The sequence below is a fragment of the Pseudomonas folii genome, from assembly GCF_014357575.1.
Lineage (GTDB): Bacteria > Pseudomonadota > Gammaproteobacteria > Pseudomonadales > Pseudomonadaceae > Aquipseudomonas > Aquipseudomonas folii.
The window spans coordinates 30,696-57,292 of record NZ_JACONW010000017.1 but is presented as its reverse complement, the minus strand read 5'-3'; the positions used below and the strand labels follow the sequence as shown (position 1 = coordinate 57,292).

The following is a 26,597-nucleotide window of genomic DNA, read 5'->3' as shown; positions in this document are numbered from 1 at the left end:
TTCAGGCAGAGATGTATTTCCCGTCGTGCGCTTGCTGTGCATTGCCTTTATCATGCCCACCATGATCAAAGACCCCTTCGCAAGACTCGGCCTCGACCGGGAAGTCCTTACTGTCAGCCAGCTCAACGGCCGTGCCCGGGTGTTGCTGGAGGACGTGTTCAGCAATATCTGGGTCGAGGGCGAAATCTCCAACCTGTCGCGCCCGGCATCCGGTCATGTGTACTTCACCTTGAAGGACTCGGGGGCTCAGGTCCGTTGCGCACTGTTCCGGCAAAGCGCAGCGCGAGTTCGTCAGGCGTTGAAGGATGGCTTGCAGGTCAAGGTACGGGGCAAGGTTTCGCTGTTTGAAGGGCGCGGCGACTATCAGTTGATTCTCGATACCGTAGAGCCTGCGGGTGACGGCGCGCTGCGGCTTGCTTTCGATGCACTGAAAGAAAAGCTCAGCGCCGAAGGCTTGTTCAGCGCCGAGCGCAAAGTCGCCCTGCCCCTTCACCCGCAGCGCATCGGGATTATCAGCTCGCCGACCGGCGCCGTGATCCGCGACATCATCAGCGTCTTCCGGCGTCGTGCGCCCCAGGTGGAACTCACGCTGATCCCGACCGCAGTTCAAGGCCGCGAAGCCATCAACCAGATTGTCCGTGCTTTAAAGCTGGCAGATGCACGCGGTTTCGATGCGTTGATCCTGGCACGCGGTGGCGGCTCGCTGGAGGACCTCTGGTGCTTCAACGAAGAAGCAGTGGCTCGCGCCATCGACGCCTGCGTTACGCCTATCGTCAGTGCCGTCGGCCATGAAACCGATGTGTCCATCAGCGACTTTGTGGCGGACGTGCGCGCACCGACGCCCTCCGCCGCCGCTGAGCTGCTGGCCCCCGACTCCAGCGACCTGCATCGCCGGGTGGACAACCTGCATCGTCGATTGGTCAGCCGTATAAAAGACAAGCTGATGCGTGAGCGCTTGCGTCTGGAAGGTGTTTCCCGTCGTTTACGACATCCAGGCGAACGCCTGCGTCAGCAAGCGCAACGTCTGGATGATCTGGACATGCGCATGCGCCGAGCCTTCGAGCAGCAAACGCATAAGCGGCAAGTCAGGCTCGCTCATCTGGAAAGCCGTCTCGCCGCACAGCATCCCGGCCGAACCCTGGCTTTTCTGCGCCAGCGTCTGGACGTGCTGGCTGAGCGTCTGCCCAAAGCCATGCGCGACACGCTGAAAACCCGCCGTCTGCAATTGCAAACCCAGGTACAAACCCTGCAAGTGGTCAGCCCGCTGGCGACGCTGGGTCGGGGTTACAGCATTTTGCTCGACGAGCGCGGTCATGCGATTCGCAACGCAGCACAAACACGCACCGGCCAGCGTCTGACCGCCCGACTTGGCGAAGGCGAACTGCAAGTGCGGGTCGAAGACAATCACCTGACGCCTGTCACCCTTTCTCTTCTGGATTGATTATTGATGCTGCGTTTTCTTGCCCCCGTGTTCGCTCTTTGCCTGTGCCTGCCCGCCCACGCTGACAGTTACATCACCCGTCTGCTGAACAAGCCGGTGCCCGGAGGTGTCGCAGTGGTTGATCTGGGTAATGCCGCGCAGGCACCAACCGCCACGTACGACGGCAAACCGGTCCTGGTGGTCAAGGAACAGGGCGTTCGCTGGCTGGCGATTGTCGGCGTGCCTCTGACGGTTAAACCAGGCGCGCAGAAGTTGATAGCAAAAGATGCCAGCGGCAATCGCACCCTGAACTTTGTCGTCGGCAACAAGAAGTACCCGGAGCAACGCATCACTCTGAGAAATCAGCGTCAGGTCAATCCCAATCCGGATGACCTGAAACGCATCGATGGCGAACTGGCCGAGCAGTTGAAGGCCTATCGCAGCTTCAGCCCCGGCACGCCGAGCAACCTGGCGCTGGACAAACCCGTAGCCGGTCCGCTCTCCAGTAAGTTCGGCGTACGCAGGTTCTTCAACGGCGAAGAGCGCAATCCCCATTCAGGGCTGGACTTCGCGGTCCCGGCGGGGACGCCGATCAAGGCGCCTGCGGCAGGTAAAGTGATCCTGACCGGGAATTACTTTTTCAACGGCAATACGGTATTTGTCGACCACGGTCAGGGCTTCATCAGCATGTTCTGCCACATGTCGAAGATCGACGTGAAAGTCGGCGATGCAGTGCCTCGCGGTGGTGTGGTGGGTCGCGTTGGCTCAACCGGACGAGCCACAGGCCCGCACATGCACTGGAACGTCAGCCTGAACGATGCCCGGGTTGATCCAGCGATATTCATTGGCGCGTTTCAGCCGTAAGAATTTTCTGTAGGAGCTGCCGCAGACTGCGAAGCCATTTTGTCTGTCACATCGTTTCGCAGCCTGCGGCAGCTCCTACAAGGAAACGAACTTGCGCAATAAAAAATCCAAATCCTCAAAGCGTCAACCATAAACAACCACAAAAATCCGATTCCAGAGAACTTCTCTCAATTTTTTTCAACTGCTTGCCAACTTTCACCCTAATGAGTACGGTTGGCCTTATGAAAACCTCTCAAACCCTCATTTTGTTGCGGCAACATCGCTGTCTCAGCCTGGTCAGTGCACGACTGCCAGGCTAGATCGATGTGCCTCACCCCGCCTTTCGCTTTATCGGTTGGCCGCCTTCTCCCGGCCCATACAAAATAAGTACCCAAAGGATTCGCTCCGATGCCAATGCTCAAAGATCCCTCGAAGAAGTACCGTGCTTTCCCGACCATTGATCTGCCTGACCGCACCTGGCCTTCCAAGACCATCACTGCGGCGCCGATCTGGTGCAGCTCGGACCTTCGTGACGGCAACCAATCCCTGATCGAGCCTATGGATGCGGTGAAAAAGCTGCGTTTCTGGAAGACTCTGGTCAACGTCGGCGTCAAGGAAATCGAAGCGTCGTTCCCGGCAGCTTCGCAGACCGACTTTGACTTCGTACGTACACTGATCGAAGACGGCCACATCCCGGACGACACCACTATTCAAGTGCTGACCCAGGGCCGTGAAGACCTGATTGCCCGCACCTTCGAATCACTGCGCGGCGCGAAGAAGGCCATCGTTCACCTGTATAACGCCACCAGCCCGTCGTTCCGACGCATTGTCTTCAATCAGGACAAGGCAGGCGTGAAGGAAATCGCAGTCAGCGCCGCCAAGCTGTTTGTGAAATACGCAGCAGAACAGCCTGAAACCCAGTGGACCTTCGAATACTCTCCGGAGACCTTCAGCGCCACTGAGCTGGACTTCGCCAAGGAAGTCTGTGACGCGGTCATCGAAGTCTGGAATGCGACGCCTGAGAACAAGGTCATCCTCAATCTGCCTGCCACGGTTGAAGTTGCCACCCCGAACATCTACGCCGACCAGATCGAATGGTTCTGCCGCAACATCAATCGTCGTGACAGCGTGATCATCAGCCTGCACACCCACAACGACCGTGGTACTGGCATTGCCGCTACAGAGCTGGGTCTGATGGCGGGCGCAGATCGTGTTGAAGGCTGCCTGTTCGGTAACGGCGAACGTACCGGTAACGTGGATCTGGTGACCGTGGCTCTGAACATGTACACCCAGGGTCTGGACCCGCAACTGGACTTCTCCGATATCGACGGCGTGCGTAAAGTGGTTGAGGAGTGCAATCAGATTCCGGTTCACCCACGTGCACCTTACGTCGGCGACCTGGTTCACACTGCATTCTCCGGCTCGCACCAGGATGCAATCCGCAAAGGCTTTGCCCAGCAGAAAGACGATGCGCTGTGGGAAGTGCCTTACTTGCCAATCGACCCGGCTGATATCGGCCGCAGCTATGAGGCGGTGATCCGCGTCAACAGCCAGTCCGGCAAAGGCGGCATCACCTACTTGCTGGAACAGGAATACGGCATCTCCCTGCCCCGTCGCATGCAGATCGAGTTCAGCCAGGTGGTTCAGGGCGAAACCGATCGTCTGGGCCTGGAAATGAGCGCCCAGCAGATCTACGCGTTGTTCAAGCGTGAATACCTGCAGGCCAATAAGCCTTACGCGCTGATCAGCCACCGCCTGCAGGAAGAGAACAACACCAGTGCAGTGGACGCCGAAGTCAGCGTCAACGATGAAACCCAGCGCTGGAAAGGCAAAGGCAACGGCGCACTGGAAGCGCTGGTATCGAGCCTGCCGATTGGCGTGGAAATCATGGACTACAACGAGCACGCCATCGGCGCAGGCACCACGGCCAAAGCCGCTGCCTACATCGAGCTGCGTGTGAACGGTGATCGTGCGGTCCACGGTGTGGGTGTCGATGAGAACATCACCACCGCGAGCTTCAAGGCACTGTTCAGCGCACTGAACCGTTCGTTGAGTCAGGCAGAAGCGAAGGCTGCATAAGCGCTATACCTTTTGGCGGCAACCCGCCGCCAAGAGGTTAAGTACAACTTCTGGTTGAGAGATATCTCTGTAGGACTGGCTTCAGCCGGGAGAACTCCAGCACAGTCGATGCAAGTTCGTTGTCGGGACTAATGTCCTCCCGGCTAAAGCCGGTCCTACAAGGCCCACGCCTGCTTCCCGACGCAACAAAAAAGGCCCTGAAGTGAAAGCTTCAGGGCCTTTTTGTTTAAGCGCAAGTATCAGGCGGTCGTTTTAATATTGCCTTTCATCAATTCGAGCAGCGAAGCCTGCAAGGTTGCCAATTGCGCAGAGGTACCTGAAATCTGCTGCTGGATCGCCATGATTCGGGAAGCCTTTTCGGTCTCGGAACCTTTACTGTTCTGAGCCGCAGCCAGTTGCTGCTGTTCACGCAATAGCTGCTTCTGAACCTCTTTTATCTGCTTCTGCAAATTCGCGATGGCCTCATCGGCCGGGCTCGATGGCGCTGCGGCACCTGCTTTGGTGTCGTCAGTCTGGTAGACGTTGCCGCGCAAATCGACATTGATTTTGCTCGGGACCGAATCGCCAGACTCGGTTTCACTGGCCTTGGCATCTGCATTGCTTTTGATGGTGGCAGTCAGCGTTGCAGGGTAGAGACCCAAAGAACTGGTATTGATTGTAGTCATGGTCGACTCCTGAGCGGTTATGCGCGTTATCGGCCGCCCAAGGCAGAACTGAAGCTACTGCACAGGATTTTGTGACACGCAGCACAAACCGCCCGGAAGCAACAAAGCCTCAAGGCGTTTCAACGTGGCGAAAGCCAGTCTATAAGTGCGGTGCAGCTATCATCAGGCCGTCGTGTCGATACCGCCAGATGTGGTCAGTTGCACCAAAGCAGCTTCTTGCGAAGCAAGTGTCGCGTTGGTACTGGAAATCTGTGCCTGAATCGCCATGGCCTTCTGAGCTTTTTCCTCAGGGGTACCATTACTGTTTTGCGCAGCGGCCAATTGCTGTTGTTGCTCTTTCAAAAGCTTCTCGGTTTTCTCGATCTGCTCTTGCAGCTTCTTGATACTTTCCTGAGTGCTGTCGGAAGTCGAACTTCCCGCCGCACCTCCACCCGCAGCTGCACCACCAGCAGCGACTTTGGAGCTGTCTGTGCCGGCTTCATCGCCCGTCGCAGCCGTGGCGTCCGAACTGGCAGCAGCAGTCGCCGCGTCGTCTTTCTTGATAGTGACGCTGAAGGAACTTGCGTAGGTGTTGAGGGACGATGTGTTGATGGTGGTCATGTCGATCTCCAGATAGAAACATTGAGTCATCTCTGTCTGTTATATCGACATGCTCCACCTGTGCTGAACGGATTTAGTGTATCTCGAATGTATCGGCATCGAGATGAGCCGGAAACTTTGTCCGGTAAGCCGCCAGGTCCGCGGCATTCAGCGTGACCTCGAAAACGCCATCGGCCTCCCCGGCGTTGAACAGGCTTTCACCCTGAAAATCGAGCACCTGACTGTCACCGGTATAAGCAAAGCCTTTACCGTCGGTCCCGGTCCGATTCACGGCGGCTACGTAACACAGGTTCTCGATTGCCCGTGCAGGCAGCAGACGGTTCCAGTGCATGCGTCGGGCACCCGGCCAGTTCGCGGTGTAGAGCAGCAAATCGGTGTGCTGGGCATCCCGGCTCCAGACGGGAAAACGCAGGTCGTAGCAGATCAGCGGACGCACACGCCATCCCTTGAGCTCAAACTGCACCTGACGCTCGCCTGGGCTGTAATGCTCATGCTCACCCGCCATGCGAAACAGATGACGCTTGTCGTAGTGCAGCAACTCACCATCCGGTCGCGCCCACAACAGCCGATTGCGATGACTGCCATCAGCTGCTTTGACGATAACGCTACCGGTGATAACCGCATCCAGCAGCCTGGCCTGCTCCAGCATCCATCTGGATGTCGGACCGGCTTCCGGCTCGGCCAGAGTCTCAGAGTCCATGGAGAACCCCGTGGTGAACATTTCCGGCAGGATCACCAGGTCAGCGCCCTTGACCGGCGCCAGGAGCATGGCGAAGTGCTCAAGGTTGGCCTTGCGGTCATGCCAGACCAAAGAGGTCTGCACCAGCGCTACGTTCAGGTTCGGCAGTTCACTCAGATCGCGCATAGTTTTTCCGCCGCCTGACGCAGCGTCTCCTCACGTTTTGCGAAGCACAACCGGATCAAGCGCTGACCTTCGGGTGGGTTTTGGTAAAAGACCGAAACGGGAATACTCGCGACACCATGTTCGCGGGTCATCCACAGCGACATCTCGACATCGTTGAGGTCGGGGCGGATTTGCGCGTAGTTCACAAGCTGAAAGTAGGTGCCGCCGACACGATCGAACGTAAAGCGTGAACCCTGCAATTGATCGCAGAAGAAATCACGTTTGGCCTGATAAAAACCAGGCAACTCTTCAACGTGTTCAGGCTGCTCAGCCATGAAGTCAGCCAAGGCCCATTGCAACGGCGTGACACCACAGAAACTGACGTACTGATGGACCTTGCGCAATTCGGCACTTAGTGCGGGCGGCGCTACTACGTAGCCGGTTTTCCAGCCTGTAACGTGGTAAGTCTTGCCGAATGAACTGACTACAAAGGAGCGTTGATACAGCTCTTCATGGCTCAGGATGCTGACGTGCTGAACGCCATCGAATACCAGATGCTCATAGACCTCGTCGCTGACAAGGTAGATATCCCGGTTGGCGATCAGTGCAGCCAGTTGATCCAGTTCAGAGCGACTGATCAGTGCACCGCTCGGGTTATGCGGGCTGTTGATGATGATCATCCGGGTGCGTGGGCTCAGCGCATCGCCAAGCTTTTGCCAGTCGATGGAGAAATCATTCAAATCGAGTTGCACATGCACGCAGCGCCCACCCGCCAGCTCGACCGAGGGTTCGTAACTGTCGTAGCAAGGATCGAATACGATCACTTCGTCGCCGGACCGAATGACTGCCTGAATTGCACAGAAAATGGCCTGAGTAGCGCCCGGAGTAATGGTGATTTCGGTGTCGGCATTAACCTGACGGCCATAGCAGCGAGAGATCTTTGCCGCGACCTGTTGGCGCAGCGCTGGCAAGCCGGTCATGGGTGCATATTGGTTATGACCTTCGGCGACGTGACGACTCAATGCATCGCGCAGCGCTTGGGGACCATCGAAATCGGGGAAACCCTGGGACAGGTTGATCGCGCCCGTCTCAGCGGCGAGCTGGGACATGACGGTAAAAATAGTGGTGCCAACATTGGGCAACTTGCTGTCAATCATGGGGCCTTGTTCCTGCTGTACGCCCGGCTCCACGGTGGCACGGGTCAGGCAGGATAGCCCATAGCGCGCGCATAAAAAAAGGCGCGATTAGCGCCTTTTATTGAGAAAGCTTTTTACACAATCAGCGAGTAAATCCCCCAGACCCCGTAGGACCGGCTTTAGCCGGGAGAGCGATGTCCCAAACAAGAAGATGTCGAGAATGTAACGCCCTCCTCCCGGCTAAAGCCGGTCCTACACACCAATCAGCGCTTGTCTCTGCGCTTCTTGTCGGCTTTCTTGTGGTGCGACATCATTCGACGCTTCTTGTTGACCTGGCGGTCTGTCAGCGTGTTCTTGTTGCCTTCGTACGGGTTCTCGCCGCCTTTGAACTCGATACGGATCGGCGTACCGACCAGTTTCAGCACGCGGCGGTAGGTATTTTCCAGATACCGGACGTAAGACTTCGGTACTTTCTCGACCTGGTTACCGTGGATCACGATCAACGGCGGGTTAGCACCACCCAAGTGAGCGTAACGCAGCTTGATACGACGGCTGCCCACCATTGGTGGCGCATGCTCGCTGACCGCATCTTCGAGAATCTGCGTCAGACGGCTGGTTGGCCAACGGGTCACTGCAGACTTGAAGGAGTTCTGCACCGATTGGTACAGGTTGCCCACGCCAGTGCCGTGCAGTGCCGAAATGAAGTGAATGTCAGCGAAGTCGACGAAGAACAACCGGCGCTCAAGCTCGGTCTTCACATAGTCACGCTCGCTCGGGACCATGCCGTCCCATTTGTTCAGCGCGATAACCAGTGCGCGACCTGCTTCCAGGGCGAAGCCCAGCAGGTTCAAGTCGTGATCGACCACGCCTTCGCGAGCGTCCATGACAAAGATCACCACGTTGGCGTCCTTGATGGCTTGCAGGGTTTTCACCACCGAGAACTTTTCAACTTCCTCGTGGATCTTGCCGCGTTTACGCACACCGGCCGTATCGATCAGCGTGTACTTCTCGTCGTTACGCTCGAACGGGATATAGATACTGTCGCGGGTGGTGCCCGGCTCGTCATAAACGATAACCCGATCTTCACCCAGCATGCGGTTGACCAGTGTCGACTTGCCGACGTTAGGGCGACCAATGATGGCGATCTTGATACCGTCTTTTTCGCTAGGACCAGGGATGCGCTTGGCTTCCTGGCCTTCCGCAACCACCTCGGCTTCGCCTTCCTCATCCTCTTCCCCTTCGTCTTTCGGGAACTGGCTGAGGGCGATTTCCAGCATCTGGCTGATGCCGCGACCGTGAGCACCGGCGACCGGAATGGCATCACCCATCCCCAGTGGCGCGAATTCGGCGCGGGCCATTTCCGGGTCGATGTTGTCGACCTTGTTGGCTACCACGTAGGAGCGCTTGCCACGTTTGCGCAAGTGCTCGCCAATCATCTGGTCAGCGGCAGTAAAGCCAGCCTTCGCATCAACGAGGAACAGAACGACATCAGCTTCTTCGATGGCCAGCAGCGACTGCTCGGCCATCTTTTCGTCCATACCGTGTTCATCACCGGAGATACCGCCGGTGTCGATCAGAATGTAGGAGCGCCCTTGCCACTTGGCCTCACCGTATTGGCGATCACGGGTCAGACCGGACAGATCGCCGACGATGGCGTCGCGAGTCCTGGTCAGGCGGTTGAACAAGGTGGACTTGCCGACGTTCGGTCGACCCACCAGGGCGATTACGGGAACCATGCGGCTCTCCACTTCGTTATTTCAGAAAATACAAAAGCCGCTGCAGGGCAGCGGCCGGAGTTCGGGGCAGCACCGCAAGGCGCTGCAAACCCCGCCGAAGCGGGGTCGCTAGAGGCTCAGGCCTCAAGTCATTACTTGATCGTCAGGGCTTCCAGCTTGCCGCTGTTGCCGTAGACGTAAATCATGTCACCCACTACCAACGGACGCGCACGAAGGCCGTCACTGTCGATGCGCTCGCGGCCCACGAAACGACCATCAACCTGGCTCAACAGGTGCAGATAGCCTTCCATGTCGCCAACGGCTACATAGCTGGAGAACACTTCTGGCGAACCCAGTTGACGACGGGCAAGTGCTTCGTTGCTCCACAAGGCGGAGGACGAACGCTCGTCGATCCCTTCAACGGTGCCGGAAGCCAGACTGGCGTAAACGCTACCAAAGCCCTGGGCGACACCGGAGTAGCTCGATGCATCGCGCTGCCAGATGACACGGCCGCTTTCCAGTTCCAGACCGGCAACCCGGCCCTGGTAGGTAGCGACGTACAACGTACCACCGGACAACAGCAGACCGCCGTCGATATCGACGACGCGATCCAGCTCGGAGCGGCCTTGCGGAACAGCGACACGCTGCTCCCAGACCGGCACACCGTTGGTGGTGTCCAGTGCAACCACTTTACCGGTCGACAGACCCGCCACCGCAAGGTGGTTGGTTACGATCGGCGCGCCAGTACCGCGCAGGGTCAGTACCGCTGGCGTGCTTTCGTAAATCCAGCGCTGGTTACCAGTAGCGGCATCAAAGCCAACTACGCGGTCATCCTGAGTCTGAACCACGACCACATCACCATTGGTTGCAGGCGGGGCCAGCACTTCACTGGTCACGCGAGCGCGCCACTTCTCTTCACCGGTGCTGGAATCCAGCACAACGATTTCGCCCTTCAGGGTACCGACCATCAGCATGCCGTAACCAACGCCGACAGCGCCGGAAACAGGCAACTCAAGGTCCTTTTCCCAAATGACATTACCGTTCATTCGGTCCATCGAGACGATGTAACCTTCTACATCACTGGCGAAGATACGGTCGCCATCGATAGCCGGAACCAACATGTTGTAGGTCTCGCCCTGCCCCTCACCAATGGAGCGGCTCCACTGCTTCTGCAGCACGACTTCTTCTTTGAAGTCGGTCAGTTCGGCCGGTGGCAATTCCTTTTTGCTGTTGCTGCTGCAACCCGCGGCCAAAATGGCCAGGGCCAGCAATGCTGCATGTTTCCAACGGATCACGTCACGCATCCCCTTTGGCCAGGTCGTCGAGCTTCATTTGTAAGCCACCTACGGCCGCTTCTTCAGACAGCGCGGATTTGGCTTTTTGGTATGCAGCATGGGCCTCGTCGGTGCGGCCCAGCTGTACCAGCAGGTCACCCTTGAGTTCTTCACGGCTGGCCAGGAATGCCTTTTCAGCATCGCCATCGAGCAGTTTCAGCGCGTCGTCAGCCTTGTTCTGTGCAGCCAGTACGCGAGCCAGACGCTGACGAGCGATTTCGCCCAGCGTATCGCTGGCCGGCTTGTCAGTCACCAGTTTCAACTCGGCTACTGCGTCATCGAGCTTGCCATTGTCGACGGCCACCTTGGCCACGAACAGGCTGCCGTACTGAGCATAGGCAGAACCGCCGAACTCGCTCTTGAGCTTGTTGGCGATATCAGCAACACGGGCCGTGTCGGCCTGGCCATTTGGCGTCAGGGCTGTTTCCAGCAATTGCTGGTAGAGCGCCGAAGCACCTTGTGACTGATTGCTTTCGTATCTGGTCCAGGCCTGCCAGCCAAGCACCACTACCAACGCCAGCAAACCACCCGTTACCAGGGGTTTACCATTGCGCTGCCACCAGTCCTTCATTGCCGCCAGTTCATCATCTTCAGTACCTGACACCCCAATACTCCTATTCGCTAAATCGGCTGTAAATCAGCTTCAACCCTGCACAACGCAGGAGGCCAGGTGCTCGGACAGAGCATCCCAGGCAATATTTTGTTGTTCACCCTGACCACGCAGGGGTTTGACACCGATGATCTGCTGCGCCAGCTCCTCTTCCCCAAGGATCAACGCAAACAATGCACCACTCTTGTCGGCTTTCTTGAACTGGCTTTTGAAACTGCCAGCTCCGGCATTCACCTGCAAGCGCAGGTTTGGCAACTCGTCACGGACACGCTCGGTCAGTGCCAGTGCAGCCAGTTCGGCAGCTTCGCCGAAGGCACACAGGTACACGTCAACCTGACGGGAAATTTCTTCTGGAACCTGCTCGAGTGTTTCAAGCAACAAAACCAGACGCTCGATACCCATGGCAAATCCAACGCCACTGGTAGGCTTGCCGCCCATTTGCTCGACCAGACCGTCGTAACGGCCACCCGCGCAGACTGTACCTTGAGCGCCCAGTTGATCGGTCACCCACTCGAAAACGGTTTTGCTGTAGTAATCCAGGCCACGAACCAGCTTGGGATTGATCACATACGGAATGCCCGCAGCATCCAGACGCGCCTTCAGGCCTTCGAAGTGAGTGCGAGACTCGTCGTCCAGATAGTCCGCCAGCTTAGGCGCATCAACCAGCAGCGCCTGAGTGTCGGCGTTCTTGGTATCCAGTACCCGCAGCGGGTTGGTTTTCAGGCGACGCTGGCTGTCTTCGTCCAGCTCGCTGAGGCGTGACGAAAGGAACTCCACCAGCGCATCGCGATAGCGCGCACGCGCTTCACTGGTGCCCAGGCTGTTGAGTTCGAGCTTCACCGCGTCGCGAATGCCCAGGAGGCCCCACAGACGCCAGGTCAGCACGATCAGTTCTGCGTCGATGTCCGGACCGTCCAGATTGAAGACCTCGACGCCGATCTGGTGAAACTGACGATAACGGCCTTTCTGCGGGCGCTCATGGCGGAACATCGGGCCGATGTACCACAATTTCTGAACCTGACCGCCACCGGTAATGCCGTGTTCAAGCACTGCGCGCACGCAGGCTGCAGTGCCTTCAGGACGCAGGGTCAGGGAGTCACCGTTGCGATCAGCAAAGGTATACATCTCTTTTTCGACGATATCGGTTACTTCACCGATGGAACGCTTGAACAGATCGGTGAATTCCACGATAGGCATGCGAATCTGCCGGTAACCGTAGTTATCCAGCAAACGCGAGACAGTGCCTTCGAAATGACGCCACAGTGGGGTCTGATCGGGCAGGATGTCGTTCATGCCACGAATGGCTTGCAGAGACTTACTCACAAAAAATCCTTAGCAATTCTGGTTAGCCGCGCGCGATAAGGGCTGCGTCAGCTTCGACCTTTTCGGCCGCTTTCTGGCGAATCAAGCGTTCCAGCTCATCCACCAGATTGTCATTGGTCAGCTTCTGGGCTGGCTTGCCATCGATGTAAATCAGATTTGGCGTGCCACCGGTCAGGCCTACATGCGCCTCTTTGGCTTCACCCGGTCCGTTTACCACGCAACCGATGACCGCAACATCCAGCGGCACCAGCAAATCCTCAAGCCGCCCTTCCAGTTCATTCATGGTCTTGACCACATCGAAGTTCTGCCGCGAGCAACTCGGGCAGGCAATGAAGTTGATCCCACGAGAACGAAGGCGCAGCGATTTAAGGATGTCGTAGCCGACTTTCACCTCTTCGACCGGATCAGCCGCCAGCGAGATGCGGATAGTATCCCCAATTCCTTCGGCGAGCAGCATACCTAGGCCAACGGCCGATTTCACTGTGCCTGAACGCAATCCGCCTGCTTCGGTAATACCCAGGTGGAGCGGCTGGACAATTTCCCTGGCCAGCAAGCGGTAAGCTTCGACGGCCATGAACACATCGGAAGCTTTCACACTGACCTTGAAGTCCTTGAAGTTCAGGCGTTCCAGGTGTTCAACGTGGCGCAGCGCTGACTCTACAAGCGCCGCTGGCGTGGGCTCGCCGTATTTCTTTTGCAGGTCTTTTTCCAGCGAACCGGCGTTAACGCCGATACGGATAGGAATACCGCGATCACGGGCAGCATCGACCACAGCCCTTACCCGATCTTCACGGCCGATATTGCCCGGGTTGATACGCAGGCAATCGACACCCAGCTCAGCAACGCGCAAGGCAATCCGGTAATCAAAGTGGATGTCGGCAACCAGCGGCACTTTCACCAACTGTTTGATACGGCCAAAAGCTTCTGCCGCGTCCATGTCCGGGACGGAAACCCGAACGATATCCACACCGGCAGCTTCAAGCCGGTTGATTTGCGCAACGGTAGCCGCGACATCATTGGTATCGCTGTTGGTCATGCTCTGTACCGCGATGGGAGCATCGCCCCCTACCGGAACCGAGCCCACCCAGATTTTTCTGGATTCGCGACGCTTGATCGGAGATTCACCGTGCATGAGTTATTGCCCCAGTTTCAGGCGAGCGGTAGCGCCGCTGGTGAACGGAGCTACATCGACAGGCATGCCGTTGTAGCTGACCTGAGCACCGGCTGCAGCACCCAGACGGACATTGAGCGGCGGCTTGCCACTCACATCCAGGCTATCGCCTTTGTGTTTGATGCCCATGTACAAAACTTTACCGGTGCTGTCAGTAACCTGCGTCCAGCAATCGGCAGTAAACGAGATGCTCACCTGACCCGCACCGGCAACAGCTGCCTCAGGTGCAGCGGCAGGTGCAGATTGCGCAGGCGCAACAGCGGAAGCTGACGGGGCAGTTGCAGGTGCACTGTTCGTCGGCGCAGTCGCCGTTGAGCTGGCAGGCGGGGTGGTCGACGACGGAGCAGTCGCGGTCTGAGCAGGCACCTGTGTAGCCGGGGTGGCTGGATTCGCAGGATTTGCTGGATTCAACGCAAGCGGCGCCGAGTCTGAGGTTTGCGCTTCGGCGACGGCCTGATCTTCAGGCTCGTCCAGCGGATGAATCTGGGTGGTGCCATCGGCGCTCTCGACTTCAACGTGCTCAAGGCTCAGCCCTGAATCCTTGCCACGCAAGGACGTCTGATCCTGCCACCAGAAGAAACCGCCGCCGACCAGAACAACCAGCAACAGCAGACTGACGATTCGCAGAATATTGTGCGACAGGCGTACCGGCTCTTCGATACGACCCAACGCATGCACCGAGCTGCCTGCGCTGTCTGTGCCGGTGTACTGGTCGAATTGTGTCACCAGTGCAGTCTGGTCAAGATCCAGGACTTTGGCGTACGCACGAACATAGCCGCGGGCGAAAGTATGACCCGGCAGCTTGTCAAAGTGGCCAGCCTCGAGGTTACTCAGCGAAGTGACGGTGAGATTGAGCCTCTGGGCGACGTCTGGCAGCGACCAGTTTTTATTCTCGCGAGCCTGACGCAAGGTTTCGCCAGGATTGACGCGAGTGGCTGCTACGACTTCGGGTTGCACCGCTTTCATCATTGCTCCGACAGGTATTGCTGATATTCCGGCGTACCGGGATAGAGTCTTTTGAGTTGCAGGCCAAAACTGGCTGCCTTGTTGCGATCATCGTAGATTTTTGCCAATCGCGTACCGAGCAATAGACTACGTGCATTTTGCTCGCTGAGCTGGCTAAAACGGTCGTAATAATCACGCGAGGGCACATAATGCCTGTCTTCGTAAGACAACTCAGCCATTTCCAGCAATGCGCGTGGCAACATACGGTCCATGCGCAGGGCTTTGGTGAAATGCGCCGTCGCCGCTTCGCGATCACCGAGCATCACCGCAGTCATGCCAAGATTCTCGAAAACCCGCGAGCGCTCAGGATAAAGGTTATCGGCGGCGGCCTGTTCAAAACGCTCATAAGCTTCCTTGTAGCGTTTTTGCTCGTAAAGAAAGCTGCCGTAGTTATTGAGGATGCGCGCGTCTCCTCGACGAGAAGACAGGGCCTTTTGAAAGTGCTGGTCGGCCAGCTCCGGTTCCATCTCGACCTGGAACACCAACGCGAGTGCTGCGTTGGCATCAGCGTCGGAACCGTCCAGCTCAAGCGCCTTCTTCAGCGGAACCTTGGCACGTTCGGTCTGCCCCTGCTGCAAATAGCCAATCCCCAACTGCACATAGGCCTCGCGCGCGGCGTCACGACCTTTGCTGGTGCTCATGGGATCGACATTGCCCGACGTCACACACCCAGCCAGCGCGATCATAAAGCAGAGCAGCAGGGCGGCACGCACGGACATTAAGGTTCTCTCGGCCAGGTTCGCGATCAGGTTCGAGTCGCGGCGCTTTGAGCCACACTCGCCTCGCTACTCAATTCGCGTACAGCAATGTAACGCTCGCTGCGGCGAGTACGGTCCATGACCTGCCCCACCAGTTGACCACAGGCTGCATCGATATCTTCCCCACGGGTGGTACGCACCGTGACGTTATATCCAGCCTGATGGAGTTGGTCCTGGAAGCGACGAATCGCGTTGTTGCTCGGACGCTCGTAACCAGAATGCGGGAACGGGTTGAACGGAATCAGGTTGATCTTGCAAGGCGTATCCTTGAGCAGCTCGATCATTTCAATAGCATGTTCGACCTGATCATTGACGTCCTTGAGTAACGTGTACTCAATAGTCAATACGCGCTTCTCACCCAGAGTCGCCATGTAGCGACGGCAGGATTCAAGCAGCATTTTCAGCGGGTATTTCTTGTTGATCGGTACCAGTTGATTGCGCAGCGCATCGTTTGGCGCGTGCAGCGACAACGCCAGCGAGACATCAATGTGCTCAGCCAGCACGTCGATCATCGGTACCACGCCGGAGGTGGACAAAGTCACCCGACGTTTGGAAATGCCATACCCCAGGTCATCCATCATCAGATGCATGGCGGCAATGACATTATCGAAGTTCAGCAGCGGCTCACCCATGCCCATCATCACCACGTTGGTGATGGCACGGTCGACGGTAGCCGGGACGCTGCCAAAGGATTTGTTGGCAATCCACACCTGACCGATCACTTCGGCGGCGGTGAGGTTGCTGTTGAAGCCTTGTTTGCCGGTAGAGCAGAAACTGCAATCCAGCGCACAGCCCGCCTGGGACGAAACACACAATGTGCCGCGCTTGCCCTGGGGGATATAAACGGTCTCGACGCAGCTGCCGGACGCCACACGCACCACCCACTTACGGGTGCCATCGGTGGAGATGTCCTCGCTGACGACTTCAGGACCACGAACTTCAGCACAAGCCTTGAGCTTTTCACGCAAGGCTTTGCTGACGTTTGTCATGGCGTCGAAATCATCGACGCCAAAGTGGTGAATCCACTTCATGACCTGACCGGCACGGAAGCGCTTCTCCCCGATGGAATCGAAGAATTTTTCCATTTCCAGCTGGGTCAGACCCAACAGGTTTGTTTTGCCAGTCGTTGCAATCATGAATTCACCCTTCACTCGTTAGTCCAGGACTTAGCGAGCGGTTACCTCTGTAGCTGCGAAGAAGTACGAGATTTCGCGAGCAGCGGCTGCTTCGGAATCGGAGCCGTGAACAGCGTTGGCGTCGATGGAATCAGCGAAGTCAGCACGGATAGTGCCGGCAGCAGCTTCTTTAGGGTTGGTAGCGCCCATCAGCTCACGGTTCAGAGCGATGGCGTTTTCGCCTTCCAGAACCTGAACAACAACAGGACCGGAGATCATGAACGCAACCAGGTCGCCGAAGAAGCCACGAGCGCTGTGCTCAGCGTAGAAACCTTCAGCTTCAGCCTTGGACAGCTGCTTCAGTTTCGAAGCAACGACGCGCAGACCGGCTTTTTCAAAACGAGTGGTGATCTCGCCGATTACGTTTTTAGCAACGGCGTCAGGCTTGATGATGGAGAAAGTACGTTGAACAGCCATGGTGTAACTCCAGAAACGATGATTAAAGCGAAAAATTAAACCCGCGAATTATACGCGGGTTTGAGGTTATTGCCTAACGTGCAAATTGGATCAGCCGATTTCGTCGGCCCAAAGCGTCTGAACCGCTTCGAGCACTTTCTCGCCGACGCGGCCAGAGGTGTCGTCGAATTCCGGCAACTGCTTGATCATCAGTTGCAGCTTGGTGAACCCCACCGAGTAAGGATCGACGCCGGGATGAGTCTCGGCCAGTTCCTCAGCGATTCGTTGTACGTCATTCCAACCGTAACTCATGACAGCTTCTCGATCAGTGCGGCGCTTCGGCCGCATGGTTAAGCGAATACTTCGGAATTTCAACGGTCAGGTCTTCATTTCCGACGACCGCCTGACAGGACAGACGAGACTGAGGTTCCAGCCCCCAGGCCTTGTCCAGCATGTCTTCTTCCAGCTCATCCGCTTCATTCAACGAGGCAAAACCCTCGCGAATGACGCAGTGGCATGTGGTGCAGGCACAAACACCACCACAGGCACTTTCAATCTCGATGTGATGCTCGTGAGCAATTTCGAGAATAGACGTGCCGGGCTCGACCTCAACAACCAGCCCGTCCGGACACAGCACGGCATGGGGCAGAAAAATCAGCTGCGGCATCAGTTATTCCTCAATATCATTCAGATTGCGCCCCGCCAGAGCGGCTTTTACCGTCATATTCATGCGGCGGGCTGCAAATGCATCGGTCACCTGCGAGAGAAGCTTGGTCTGCTGCTCGATGGCGGGGCCATCGGTGCCTTGCATCAATTCACGTAATTCCTGCAACTGCAGGTCGATCACCATGCGCTCTTCAGCATCCAGCAAGCGCTCGCCGTCGACTTCCAGGGCACCTTCCACTGCCTCGACGAGGCGCTGGGCATCAACCTGCTGCTCGCGCAATACGCGCGCAACCTTGTCGTCGCTGGCGTAGGCGAAAGAATCTGTGAGCATCCGGGCAATTTCACCGTCGGTCAGCCCGTAGGACGGCTTGACCTGGATGTTCGACTCGACACCCGAACCCAGCTCGCGGGCCGAGACACTGAGCAGACCGTCGGCATCCACCTGGAACGTCACGCGAATCTTGGCCGCACCCGCCACCATGGCCGGAATGCCGCGCAACTCGAAACGAGCCAGGGAGCGGCAGTCACTGATCAACTCACGCTCGCCTTGCAGCACATGAATCATCATTGCCGACTGGCCGTCTTTGTAGGTGGTGAACTCTTGGGCACGCGCGACCGGGATCGTGGTGTTGCGCGGAATCACCTTCTCCATCAGGCCGCCCATGGTTTCCAGTCCCAACGAGAGTGGAATCACGTCGAGCAGCAGCAACTCGCCACCGTCACGCTTATTGCCAGCCAGGGTATCCGCCTGGATCGCCGCACCAATGGCGACCACTTGATCCGGGTCGATATCCGTCAATGGCTGGCGACCGAACAATTCAGCCACAGCGCCCCGCACGCGCGGGACACGCGTAGAACCGCCAACCATGACCACCGCTTCCACTTCGTCCAGCTCAATACCGGCATCACGCACGGCACGACGGCAGGACTTGAGGCTGCGCGCGACCATTGGCTCGATAAGGGTTTCGAAAGCTTGCCGCGTCAGCGTGCCATTCCAGGCGCCGTACTCAACGTCGACAGAAGCCTCGCTGGTCAGCGCTTCTTTAGCCTTGCAAGCCGCTTGCAGCAAGCTGCGCTGAGCAGAAGGGTCGATATCGGCAGACAAACCTGCCTCACTGACAATCCAGCCCGCAATCGCATGATCGAAGTCATCGCCGCCCAGCGCGGTGTCGCCGCCGGTTGCCAGGACTTCGAACACGCCGCCAGTGAGACGCAGAATAGAGATGTCGAACGTACCGCCGCCCAGATCATAAATCGCAACAACGCCCTGAGCGCTCTGATCCAGGCCATAAGCCACGGCCGCAGCAGTTGGCTCATTGAGAAGGCGGAGCACGTTAAGACCTGCCAACTTGGCGGCATCTTTGGTGGCCTGACGCTGAGCGTCATCGAAATAAGCCGGAACAGTGATCACCGCCCCGACCAGGTCACCACCCAGCGCCTGCTCGGCACGCTGGCGCAGAACCTTGAGGATATCGGCAGAGACTTCCACCGGGCTTTTCGGCCCCTGAACCGTCTCGATGAACGGCATGTGCGACTCACCGCCAACAAAGCGGTAAGGCAACTGCTCGCCCAATTGCTTGACGTCGGACAGACCACGACCCATCAAGCGTTTGACCGACAGTACGGTGTTGAACGGATCGGTCGAAGCGGCAGCTTTGGCAGCCTGCCCCACTTCAACGCGATCGGCGTGGTAGCGCACGGCAGACGGCAGAATGACTTGCCCTTCTGCGTCGGCCAGCGGTTCGGAAAGGCCACTGCGCAGTGCAGCGACCAGCGAATTGGTAGTCCCCAGGTCAATACCCACCGCCAGACGACGCTGATGAGGTTGGGGACTTTGACCGGGTTCGGCGATCTGCAGTAGAGCCATGCTTTATCAGAATTTCACAGGCGTGCGGCCAGAAGCAGCACGGAGTTAATCGTCGAGGCGCTCTTCAAGCTGGCGCACTTCGTAGGAGAGCTTGTCGAGGAACTGCATGCGCCGCATCAGGCGTTCGGCCTGTTCGCGTTGCGCAGCATCATCCCAACAGGCAGCGAAGCTTTCGTTCAGTTCGTCCTGAGCAGTCTTGAGGCGACGCTTGAAAACCGCGACACCGGCCAGATCGGCCTCATCCTGCAGATCCTCAAGCTCTTCGCGCCATTGCATCTGTTGCAGGAGAAAGTCGGGGTCGTGCACGGTGACTTCAAGCGGCACTTCGCCGCGCATCGCTAACAGATAACGCGCCCGTTTCGGAGCACTCTTGAGTGTCTGATAGGCGTCGTTAAGACTGGCGGAGCGCTCAAGCGCCAACCGTTGCTCACGCTCGGAGGCGTCCGCAAAACGGTCGGGATGAACCCCACGAGCAAGCTCACGGTAGCGCGTCGCCAACTGATCGAGGTCGAGGCGAAAGCTCGGCTGAAGCTCGAATAGAGCGAAATGACAAGGAGTACCCACAATAAGCCTCAGACGTTGAAGCTTTCGCCGCAGCCACATTCACCGCGCGAGTTGGGATTGTTGAACTTGAAGCCTTCGTTCAACCCTTCCTTGACGAAATCAAGCTCGGTGCCATCGAGGTAGACCAGGCTTTTCGGGTCAATGATCACCTTGACGCCGTGCAGTTCGAACACGCTGTCTTCGCTTTGCGCCTCATCGACGAACTCAAGCACATAGGCGAGACCTGAACAGCCTGTGGTGCGCACACCCAGACGAACGCCATCACCTTTGCCACGCCCGTCAAGGGAGCGTCGTACGTGATTTGCGGCAGCTTCTGTCATGCTGATAGCCATCGGAACTCCTTATTACTTCACACCAGCTTCTTTAGAAAACGCTGCTATTACAGCAGGCCTTTCTTCTGCTTGTAATCGCGAACAGCCGCCTTGATAGCGTCTTCAGCGAGTACCGAACAGTGAATTTTCACCGGAGGCAAAGCCAGTTCTTCGGCCAGCTGAGTGTTCTTGATGGTCTCTGCTTCGTCCAGAGTCTTGCCCTTCATCCACTCGGTAGCCAGAGAGCTGGAGGCGATAGCCGAACCGCAACCATAAGTCTTGAACTTGGCATCTTCGATGACGCCCTGCTCGTTGACCTTGATTTGCAGACGCATGACGTCGCCGCAAGCAGGAGCGCCGACCATGCCGGTGCCAACATCTGGATCTTCCGCGTTCATCTTGCCGACGTTGCGCGGATTTTCGTAGTGGTCAATGACCTTTTCGCTGTAAGCCATGATGCTATTCCTCTATCAGGGAGCCGCTCTGCAAGCCACGTAACAACGGGTGGAACATGGCCTGTCTGTAAGGCGGCTTTTAATTAGTGCGCCGCCCACTCGATCTTGGAAATGTCGACGCCGTCTTTGTACATGTCCCATAGCGGCGAAAGTGCACGCAGCTTGGTGACCGCTTCGCAGACTTTCTGCGCGGCGTAGTCCATTTCTTCTTCGGTACTGAAACGACCAAAGGTGAAGCGTATCGAGCTATGCGCCAGTTCGTCATTACGACCAAGGGCGCGTAGCACATAGGACGGCTCAAGCGACGCGGAAGTACAGGCGGAACCGGAAGAAACGGCCAGATCCTTGAGCGCCATGATCAGCGACTCGCCTTCGACGTAGTTGAAGCTCAGATTCAGGTTGTGCGGCACCCGAGCAGTCATGCTGCCGTTGACGTACAACTCTTCGAGATGCTCGACCTGCTTGTAGAAGCGATCACTCAAGGCTTTGACTCGCACGTTTTCTGCGGCCATTTCTTCCTTGGCGATACGGAATGCTTCACCCATGCCGACGATCTGATGCGTCGCCAGAGTACCGGAACGCATGCCACGTTCGTGACCACCGCCGTGCATGGCCGCTTCAAGGCGAACACGCGGCTTGCGGCTGACGTACAGCGCGCCGATACCTTTAGGACCGTAGGTCTTGTGTGCGGAGAACGACATCAGGTCAACCTTGAGGCTGGCCAGATCGATCTCGACCTTACCGGTGGACTGCGCAGCATCGACATGGAACAGCACGCCACGGGAGCGGGTCAGCTCGCCAATGGCAGCGATGTCGTTGATGGTGCCGATCTCGTTGTTCACGTGCATGATCGAAACCAGAATAGTGTCGTCACGCAGAGCGGATTCAACCATCGAAGGCGTGATCAAACCATCTTCACCCGGCTCGATGTAGGTGACTTCAAAACCTTCACGCTCAAGCTGACGCGTGGTGTCGAGCACAGCCTTGTGCTCGATCTTGTTGGTGATGATGTGCTTGCCCTTGCTGGCATAGAAATGCGCGACGCCCTTGATGGCAAGGTTATCGGACTCGGTAGCACCGGAGGTCCAGACAATTTCGCGCGGATCGGCGTTGACCAGATCAGCGACCTGGCGGCGGGCGTTCTCGACCGACTCTTCAGCTTTCCAGCCGAAGACGTGGGAGCGCGATGCCGGGTTACCGAAGTTTCCGTCAGCGGTCAGGCACTCAATCATTTTCTGAGCGACACGCGGATCGACCGGGGTCGTCGCGGAGTAATCAAGGTAAATCGGCAACTTCATTGAATCTCTCCTATCAGGCAGGCGCACCGCTGATTCATCTACGCTCATTCAACGGCGGACGTTTCAATCTTATCCAGGTACTGGGTCTTGGCGCTGGTACGGCGCATATCCTGGCGCTGGGCAACTTCTTGTACCTCACGGCGAGTGACAAGGTCGGCCAGACTGATACCGCTTAGAAATTCGTGAATCTGCTCACTGAGGTCACACCACAAATGGTGAGTCAGGCAGGTATCGCCGGCGTGGCAATCACCCAAACCCTGGCAACGCGTGGCATCTACAGATTCGTTGACCGCATCGACCACCTGGGCAACCTTGATGCCGTGCATGTCACGAGACAACTGGTAACCACCACCGGGACCACGCACGCTGGAGACCAGATTGCCACGGCGCAATTTGGCGAACAGTTGCTCAAGGTAGGACAGGGAAATGCCCTGACGCTCGGAAATGTCGGCCAGAGACACTGGCCCGTTCTGCGCATGTAACGCCAGATCAAGCATGGCAGTTACAGCGTATCGGCCTTTAGTAGTCAGTCGCATGGCGTATACCGCAGAGGTTCGGAATGAGAGCGAGTATGCTATTCCCGAGTATTTAAGTCAACTATAAGACCTAGCAAAACAGTCGGGATTGAGCGCAAAACCGCGGCCGCATCATAGCAAACACCGGGGCGCATGGCACGCCCCGGGTGTAGCGCCATCAGCCGACCTTGCTCTCGCTCTTGTCCTTCACGCAATCAAACACTTCGTCACGCAGCTCGGGCAGCTCCTTGGCGCAGTAATCGCTGCCAAGCCCTTTAAGGGCCTCGCACATCCCTTCCAGGCGACCGTCTACCGCCTGCAAGTGATCCAGCAATTGACCAATCGCACGCGCAACCGGATCCGGCATGTCCTCACTGACGCCGTAAGCATCAAAACCCAGCTTCTCGGCGATAGCCTTGCGCTTGGCTTCCACGTCATCACTGGACTTGATAATGATCCGCCCCGGAATCCCCACCGCCGTAGCACCTGCGGGAACAGCCTTGGTCACGACCGCGTTGGAACCGATCTTGGCGCCAGCACCAACAGTGAACGGCCCAAGAACCTTGGCACCCGCGCCCACCACGACACCATCCTCCAGGGTGGGATGGCGCTTGCCGGCATTCCAGCTGGTGCCCCCAAGGGTTACGCCCTGATAGAGCGTCACGTCATTGCCGATTTCAGCCGTCTCACCGATCACAATCCCCATGCCGTGATCGATAAAGAAACGATGCCCGACCTTGGCGCCGGGATGGATTTCGATCCCGGTCATCCAGCGACCGAAATTTGAAACCACCCGCGCAGGCCACTTCCAGCCATTGGTCCACAGAATGTGCGCCAGCCGATGCAGCCAGATGGCGTGCATGCCGGGGTAGCAGGTCAGCACCTCAAACGAGTTACGGGCAGCAGGATCGCGATGAAACACACTTTGAATATCTTCACGCAGACGCTCGAACATCATTGTTCCTTCCGTTTGTACGGTTCACCACGTGCAGCCTTCTGGGTTTCGGTAAGGATGCCGCGCAAAATACTGATCTCGGAGCGATTCACCTCGCTACGGCCATACAGGCGACGCAGCCGGGCCATCAAATGGCGAGGTTTTTCCGGATCGAGAAAGCCGATAGCCACCAGAGTTGCTTCGAGATGGCCATAGAAGCCTTCCATCTCATCCATGGTCGCCAGGTCAGCGCTGCGTACCGAGGTCACCTCAACTTTTTCGACCTTGGTAGGCTGGCCCTGGGTAGCCAGCCACGACATGCGCACCTCATAACTGAGGACCTGAACCGCCGCGGCGAGATTCAGCGAGCTGAACTCTGGATCGGACGGGATATGTACGTGGTAATGACATCGCTGCAACTCCTCGTTGGTCAGGCCGGCGTATTCACGACCGAACACCAACGCCACTTCCGCACCCTGCCCTGCCTGCTCGGCCGCCATCACGCCCGACTCACGCGGATCGAGCAGCGGCCACGGAATGCGACGGTCGCGAGCGCTGGTGCCCATGACCAGATTGCATCCCACTAAAGCGTCTTCAAGGGTTGCGACGACCTGGGCTTTCTCAAGGATATCGCCAGCACCCGAAGCGCGGGCATCAGCCTCATGGTGAGGGAAAAACTGCGGATCAACGAGCACCAGGCGCGAAAGCCCCATGTTTTTCATGGCACGAGCAGCCCCACCGATATTACCGGGGTGACTGGTACCGACCAGGACAACACGAATGTTTTGCAGCAAGGCGAGTGCTCACAGATAAGTAGAGGGGGTGAAATCTTACAGAACCGCCGGGATGAACGCTATGAACGGTTGCGGCTGACTACAGACGCCCACAAGTCGCGTAATCTCCTGGGACCGGCTTTAGACGGGAAGGCGGTATTTCTGCAGATGAAGATCCAGCGCCTGTCCCGGCCTCTTCCCGGCTAAAGCCGGTCCCACGACATCACTCATTCCTTTGTTAGTCGACCCGCCCGAATGAATCAGGCGCAGCGGTATGGTAGAGAGATCGCGTTATTGTTCATCGCCAGCAAGCTCGGCTCCCACAAGCTCCACGGTCGTAGGACTGGCTTCAGCCGGGAGGGGGTATATCTGGCGAAGAAAATTTAGCGACCATTCCGACGCCCTCCCGGCTAAAGCCGGTCCTACAAGATCAAACGCGGGATTGCAGACAAACATGGAATCGCCCACAAGTCGCGCAATCTCGTGGGACCGGCTTTAGCCGGGAAGGCGGTATTTCTGCAGATGAAGATCCAGTGCCTGTCCCAGCCTCTTCGAGGTTGGAGCCGATCCTGCGACATCGGCATCCAGTTAACCACTGGAAAAGTTCCGCCACAGCCAATACAATGTTCGGCTTTCTTTAACGACCTAGGTGAAACGTCCATGCAGCCCATGCTGAATATCGCGCTGCGCGCCGCCCGCAGCGCCAGCGAATTGATCTTCCGCTCCATCGAGCGCCTGGATACCATCAAGGTCGATGAAAAAGGTGCGAAGGATTACGTCAGCGAAATTGACCGCGCTGCCGAGCAACTGATCATCACCGCCCTGCGCAAGGCCTACCCGACTCACGGCATCCTCGGCGAAGAAACCGGCATGCATGAGGGCAGCGGCGAAGGCGCTGACTACCTGTGGATCATCGACCCGCTGGACGGCACGACCAACTTCGTTCGCGGCATCCCGCACTTCGCCGTCAGCATTGCCTGTAAACATAAAGGCCGTCTGGCTCACGCAGTGGTTCTGGACCCGGTTCGCCAGGAAGAATTCACCGCCAGCGCTGGTAACGGCGCGCAACTCAACGGTCGCCGCATGCGCGTCAGCCCGCGCACCAGCCTTGACGGCGCCCTGCTCGGCACCGGCTTCCCGTTCCGCGACGACCAGATGGACAACCTGGAAAACTACCTGGGCATGTTCCGCAGCCTGGTAGGCCAGACCGCAGGCATCCGTCGCGCAGGCGCTGCCAGCCTGGACCTGGCTTATGTAGCAGCCGGTCGCTTCGACGCCTTCTGGGAATCGGGCCTGTCCGAGTGGGACATGGCTGCAGGCGCGCTGCTGATCCAGGAAGCAGGCGGTCTGGTCAGCGACTTCACAGGCGGTCACGACTTCCTGGAAAAAGGCCACATTGTTGCCGGTAACACCAAGTGCTTCAAAGCTGTTCTGACCTCAATCGCACCGCACCTGCCGGCCACGATGAAGCGTTAAGATTCAGCCCCCTAAAAAAACCGGCCAAGCGCCGGTTTTTTTGTGCCTGCCACCTTCTGCCACACAGAAAAAGAAAAAGCACCCGAAGGTGCTTTTTCTGATCAACGCAAGCTCAAGCTTATTGCTGGTTTTGACCCAGAATCAGCTGGCCTTCCTTGTTGACTGGAATCTGACCGCCCGGATCACGATCCATGCGCACCTGACCCACCTTGTCATTCAGCTTGTACTTCACGTCATAACCCACGACCTTGTCGCTGATGTCATTGACCGTGTTGCAGCGAGTTTCGGTGGTGGTGTAAGTGTCGCGGTTCTGCATACCTTCCTGAACCTTGTTACCGGCATATCCGCCGCCGACAGCGCCTGCTACGGTGGCGATCTTCTTGCCATTGCCGCCGCCTACCTGGTTACCCAGCAAGCCACCTGCAACGGCGCCGATCACGCTACCCACAATCTGGTGCTCATCCTTGACCGGAGCACGCTTGGTTACGGTTACATCTTTGCAAACTTCACGCGGCGTTTTTATTTGCTGTTTAACCGGCTCGACTGCCAGTACATCCGCATATTCCGGGCCGCTTTTAACGAGGCTGTAGGTGGCAACAGCACCGCCAGCCGTAACAACGGCAGCGCCCAGCACAGCACCAACAAGCAACGATTTGTTCACGTG

Annotated in this window: 28 protein-coding genes; 4 read left to right on the top strand and 24 right to left on the bottom strand. The window is 57.5% G+C overall.

Translation table 11 applies throughout. The annotated features are described in order from the left end of the window. Window positions 1–61 precede the first annotated feature (61 nt). The 3 genes from xseA to leuA all read left to right on the top strand — a co-directional run bounded on the left by xseA (window position 62) and on the right by leuA (window position 4,342). A complete protein-coding gene (gene xseA, locus H8S59_RS06235; RefSeq protein WP_176469857.1) occupies window positions 62–1,441 on the top strand; it encodes an exodeoxyribonuclease VII large subunit in 1,380 nt (459 codons plus the stop codon). Between the two features lie 6 nt (window positions 1,442–1,447). Further along, entirely contained in the window at window positions 1,448–2,284 is an 837-nt protein-coding gene (locus H8S59_RS06230) for a M23 family metallopeptidase (protein WP_187520839.1), read from the top strand. Window positions 2,285–2,671: 387 nt separating this feature from the next. Next, window positions 2,672–4,342 (top strand): 2-isopropylmalate synthase, encoded by a 1,671-nt coding sequence (gene leuA / locus H8S59_RS06225; RefSeq protein ID WP_095094301.1) that lies wholly within the window; start codon window positions 2,672–2,674, stop codon window positions 4,340–4,342. A 239-nt stretch (window positions 4,343–4,581) separates the two neighbouring features. Here the strand turns inward: leuA and H8S59_RS06220 are convergent, their stop codons facing one another. The 23 genes from H8S59_RS06220 to trmJ form a co-directional block, all read right to left on the bottom strand. After that, window positions 4,582–5,007: a FlxA-like family protein gene (locus H8S59_RS06220; protein ID WP_187520838.1), complete on the bottom strand. Its 426-nt coding sequence runs from the start codon at window positions 5,005–5,007 to the stop codon at window positions 4,582–4,584. A 162-nt stretch (window positions 5,008–5,169) separates the two neighbouring features. Further along, window positions 5,170–5,607, bottom strand: a complete 438-nt coding sequence (locus H8S59_RS06215) for a hypothetical protein (RefSeq protein ID WP_187520837.1) — start codon at window positions 5,605–5,607, stop codon at window positions 5,170–5,172. A gap of 73 nt (window positions 5,608–5,680) precedes the next feature. Beyond that, the gene (locus tag H8S59_RS06210; RefSeq protein ID WP_187520836.1) at window positions 5,681–6,472 is read right to left on the bottom strand and encodes an amidohydrolase; all 792 of its coding nucleotides are present in this window, start codon (window positions 6,470–6,472) and stop codon (window positions 5,681–5,683) included. After that, window positions 6,460–7,608, bottom strand: coding sequence for a pyridoxal phosphate-dependent aminotransferase (locus tag H8S59_RS06205; protein WP_187520835.1), 1,149 nt, complete (start codon window positions 7,606–7,608; stop codon window positions 6,460–6,462). Before H8S59_RS06205 ends, H8S59_RS06210 begins: the two co-directional genes overlap by 13 nt. 242 nt (window positions 7,609–7,850) lie before the next feature. Then, the gene (gene der / locus H8S59_RS06200) at window positions 7,851–9,323 is read right to left on the bottom strand and encodes a ribosome biogenesis GTPase Der (RefSeq protein WP_027902635.1); all 1,473 of its coding nucleotides are present in this window, start codon (window positions 9,321–9,323) and stop codon (window positions 7,851–7,853) included. A gap of 131 nt (window positions 9,324–9,454) precedes the next feature. Next, a complete protein-coding gene (bamB, locus tag H8S59_RS06195) occupies window positions 9,455–10,606 on the bottom strand; it encodes an outer membrane protein assembly factor BamB (RefSeq protein WP_095094289.1) in 1,152 nt (383 codons plus the stop codon). Next, complete coding sequence (locus H8S59_RS06190; RefSeq protein ID WP_095094287.1) at window positions 10,599–11,240, bottom strand: YfgM family protein; 642 nt, start codon at window positions 11,238–11,240, stop codon at window positions 10,599–10,601. Before H8S59_RS06190 ends, bamB begins: the two co-directional genes overlap by 8 nt. Window positions 11,241–11,279: 39 nt before the next feature. Then, on the bottom strand, window positions 11,280–12,569 hold the full coding sequence (hisS, locus tag H8S59_RS06185) for a histidine--tRNA ligase (protein WP_187520834.1): 1,290 nt from the start codon (window positions 12,567–12,569) through the stop codon (window positions 11,280–11,282). 22 nt (window positions 12,570–12,591) lie between these two features. Next, complete coding sequence (gene ispG / locus H8S59_RS06180; protein ID WP_095094284.1) at window positions 12,592–13,701, bottom strand: flavodoxin-dependent (E)-4-hydroxy-3-methylbut-2-enyl-diphosphate synthase; 1,110 nt, start codon at window positions 13,699–13,701, stop codon at window positions 12,592–12,594. Window positions 13,702–13,704: 3 nt separating this feature from the next. Beyond that, window positions 13,705–14,706: a RodZ domain-containing protein gene (locus H8S59_RS06175; protein ID WP_187520833.1), complete on the bottom strand. Its 1,002-nt coding sequence runs from the start codon at window positions 14,704–14,706 to the stop codon at window positions 13,705–13,707. Beyond that, the gene (pilW, locus tag H8S59_RS06170; protein WP_095094278.1) at window positions 14,706–15,464 is read right to left on the bottom strand and encodes a type IV pilus biogenesis/stability protein PilW; all 759 of its coding nucleotides are present in this window, start codon (window positions 15,462–15,464) and stop codon (window positions 14,706–14,708) included. The genes H8S59_RS06175 and pilW overlap by 1 nt, the downstream gene beginning before the upstream one ends. 26 nt (window positions 15,465–15,490) lie before the next feature. Then, window positions 15,491–16,639: a dual-specificity RNA methyltransferase RlmN gene (gene rlmN / locus H8S59_RS06165; RefSeq protein WP_095094479.1), complete on the bottom strand. Its 1,149-nt coding sequence runs from the start codon at window positions 16,637–16,639 to the stop codon at window positions 15,491–15,493. A gap of 30 nt (window positions 16,640–16,669) precedes the next feature. Beyond that, complete coding sequence (gene ndk, locus H8S59_RS06160; protein WP_002552482.1) at window positions 16,670–17,095, bottom strand: nucleoside-diphosphate kinase; 426 nt, start codon at window positions 17,093–17,095, stop codon at window positions 16,670–16,672. A gap of 90 nt (window positions 17,096–17,185) precedes the next feature. Continuing rightward, window positions 17,186–17,386, bottom strand: coding sequence for a Fe-S cluster assembly protein IscX (gene iscX, locus H8S59_RS06155; RefSeq protein WP_187520832.1), 201 nt, complete (start codon window positions 17,384–17,386; stop codon window positions 17,186–17,188). A 13-nt stretch (window positions 17,387–17,399) separates the two neighbouring features. After that, window positions 17,400–17,741, bottom strand: a complete 342-nt coding sequence (gene fdx, locus H8S59_RS06150) for an ISC system 2Fe-2S type ferredoxin (protein ID WP_095094274.1) — start codon at window positions 17,739–17,741, stop codon at window positions 17,400–17,402. Between the two features lie 3 nt (window positions 17,742–17,744). Next, window positions 17,745–19,607 carry a Fe-S protein assembly chaperone HscA gene (hscA, locus tag H8S59_RS06145; protein WP_187520831.1) on the bottom strand — a complete coding sequence of 621 codons (1,863 nt, stop codon included), beginning with the start codon at window positions 19,605–19,607 and terminating at the stop codon, window positions 17,745–17,747. A 45-nt stretch (window positions 19,608–19,652) separates the two neighbouring features. Further along, the gene (gene hscB, locus H8S59_RS06140; RefSeq protein WP_095094270.1) at window positions 19,653–20,171 is read right to left on the bottom strand and encodes a co-chaperone HscB; all 519 of its coding nucleotides are present in this window, start codon (window positions 20,169–20,171) and stop codon (window positions 19,653–19,655) included. Between the two features lie 8 nt (window positions 20,172–20,179). Next, complete coding sequence (gene iscA / locus H8S59_RS06135) at window positions 20,180–20,503, bottom strand: iron-sulfur cluster assembly protein IscA (RefSeq protein WP_087264568.1); 324 nt, start codon at window positions 20,501–20,503, stop codon at window positions 20,180–20,182. 47 nt (window positions 20,504–20,550) lie between these two features. Then, window positions 20,551–20,937, bottom strand: a complete 387-nt coding sequence (gene iscU, locus H8S59_RS06130; protein WP_002552476.1) for a Fe-S cluster assembly scaffold IscU — start codon at window positions 20,935–20,937, stop codon at window positions 20,551–20,553. 83 nt (window positions 20,938–21,020) lie between these two features. Further along, entirely contained in the window at window positions 21,021–22,235 is a 1,215-nt protein-coding gene (locus tag H8S59_RS06125) for an IscS subfamily cysteine desulfurase (protein ID WP_187520830.1), read from the bottom strand. A gap of 44 nt (window positions 22,236–22,279) precedes the next feature. After that, window positions 22,280–22,771 carry a Fe-S cluster assembly transcriptional regulator IscR gene (gene iscR / locus H8S59_RS06120; RefSeq protein ID WP_027902650.1) on the bottom strand — a complete coding sequence of 164 codons (492 nt, stop codon included), beginning with the start codon at window positions 22,769–22,771 and terminating at the stop codon, window positions 22,280–22,282. A gap of 157 nt (window positions 22,772–22,928) precedes the next feature. Next, a complete protein-coding gene (gene cysE, locus H8S59_RS06115; protein ID WP_187520829.1) occupies window positions 22,929–23,705 on the bottom strand; it encodes a serine O-acetyltransferase in 777 nt (258 codons plus the stop codon). Then, window positions 23,705–24,478, bottom strand: coding sequence for a tRNA (cytosine(32)/uridine(32)-2'-O)-methyltransferase TrmJ (gene trmJ, locus H8S59_RS06110; RefSeq protein WP_095094268.1), 774 nt, complete (start codon window positions 24,476–24,478; stop codon window positions 23,705–23,707). The genes cysE and trmJ overlap by 1 nt, the downstream gene beginning before the upstream one ends. A 639-nt stretch (window positions 24,479–25,117) precedes the next feature. On the opposite strand from trmJ, the gene suhB reads away from it, so the two are divergent. Further along, window positions 25,118–25,933 carry a type III secretion system regulator SuhB gene (suhB, locus tag H8S59_RS06105; RefSeq protein WP_027899882.1) on the top strand — a complete coding sequence of 272 codons (816 nt, stop codon included), beginning with the start codon at window positions 25,118–25,120 and terminating at the stop codon, window positions 25,931–25,933. Between the two features lie 118 nt (window positions 25,934–26,051). Here the strand turns inward: suhB and H8S59_RS06100 are convergent, their stop codons facing one another. Further along, window positions 26,052–26,594 (bottom strand): glycine zipper 2TM domain-containing protein, encoded by a 543-nt coding sequence (locus H8S59_RS06100; protein WP_027899883.1) that lies wholly within the window; start codon window positions 26,592–26,594, stop codon window positions 26,052–26,054. Window positions 26,595–26,597: the final 3 nt, after the last annotated feature.

Coding starts and splice junctions, on each gene's coding strand:
- xseA (WP_176469857.1), top strand. CDS start 62: ATGATCAAAGACCCCTTCGCAAGACTCGGCCTCGACCGGGAAGTCCTT.
- H8S59_RS06230 (WP_187520839.1), top strand. CDS start 1,448: ATGCTGCGTTTTCTTGCCCCCGTGTTCGCTCTTTGCCTGTGCCTGCCC.
- leuA (WP_095094301.1), top strand. CDS start 2,672: ATGCCAATGCTCAAAGATCCCTCGAAGAAGTACCGTGCTTTCCCGACC.
- H8S59_RS06220 (WP_187520838.1), bottom strand. CDS start 5,007: ATGACTACAATCAATACCAGTTCTTTGGGTCTCTACCCTGCAACGCTG.
- H8S59_RS06215 (WP_187520837.1), bottom strand. CDS start 5,607: ATGACCACCATCAACACATCGTCCCTCAACACCTACGCAAGTTCCTTC.
- H8S59_RS06210 (WP_187520836.1), bottom strand. CDS start 6,472: ATGCGCGATCTGAGTGAACTGCCGAACCTGAACGTAGCGCTGGTGCAG.
- H8S59_RS06205 (WP_187520835.1), bottom strand. CDS start 7,608: ATGATTGACAGCAAGTTGCCCAATGTTGGCACCACTATTTTTACCGTC.
- der (WP_027902635.1), bottom strand. CDS start 9,323: ATGGTTCCCGTAATCGCCCTGGTGGGTCGACCGAACGTCGGCAAGTCC.
- bamB (WP_095094289.1), bottom strand. CDS start 10,606: ATGCGTGACGTGATCCGTTGGAAACATGCAGCATTGCTGGCCCTGGCC.
- ispG (WP_095094284.1), bottom strand. CDS start 13,701: ATGCACGGTGAATCTCCGATCAAGCGTCGCGAATCCAGAAAAATCTGG.
- H8S59_RS06175 (WP_187520833.1), bottom strand. CDS start 14,706: ATGAAAGCGGTGCAACCCGAAGTCGTAGCAGCCACTCGCGTCAATCCT.
- pilW (WP_095094278.1), bottom strand. CDS start 15,464: ATGTCCGTGCGTGCCGCCCTGCTGCTCTGCTTTATGATCGCGCTGGCT.
- rlmN (WP_095094479.1), bottom strand. CDS start 16,639: ATGATTGCAACGACTGGCAAAACAAACCTGTTGGGTCTGACCCAGCTG.
- ndk (WP_002552482.1), bottom strand. CDS start 17,095: ATGGCTGTTCAACGTACTTTCTCCATCATCAAGCCTGACGCCGTTGCT.
- iscX (WP_187520832.1), bottom strand. CDS start 17,386: ATGAGTTACGGTTGGAATGACGTACAACGAATCGCTGAGGAACTGGCC.
- fdx (WP_095094274.1), bottom strand. CDS start 17,741: ATGCCGCAGCTGATTTTTCTGCCCCATGCCGTGCTGTGTCCGGACGGG.
- hscA (WP_187520831.1), bottom strand. CDS start 19,607: ATGGCTCTACTGCAGATCGCCGAACCCGGTCAAAGTCCCCAACCTCAT.
- iscA (WP_087264568.1), bottom strand. CDS start 20,503: ATGGCTATCAGCATGACAGAAGCTGCCGCAAATCACGTACGACGCTCC.
- iscU (WP_002552476.1), bottom strand. CDS start 20,937: ATGGCTTACAGCGAAAAGGTCATTGACCACTACGAAAATCCGCGCAAC.
- H8S59_RS06125 (WP_187520830.1), bottom strand. CDS start 22,235: ATGAAGTTGCCGATTTACCTTGATTACTCCGCGACGACCCCGGTCGAT.
- iscR (WP_027902650.1), bottom strand. CDS start 22,771: ATGCGACTGACTACTAAAGGCCGATACGCTGTAACTGCCATGCTTGAT.
- cysE (WP_187520829.1), bottom strand. CDS start 23,705: ATGTTCGAGCGTCTGCGTGAAGATATTCAAAGTGTGTTTCATCGCGAT.
- suhB (WP_027899882.1), top strand. CDS start 25,118: ATGCAGCCCATGCTGAATATCGCGCTGCGCGCCGCCCGCAGCGCCAGC.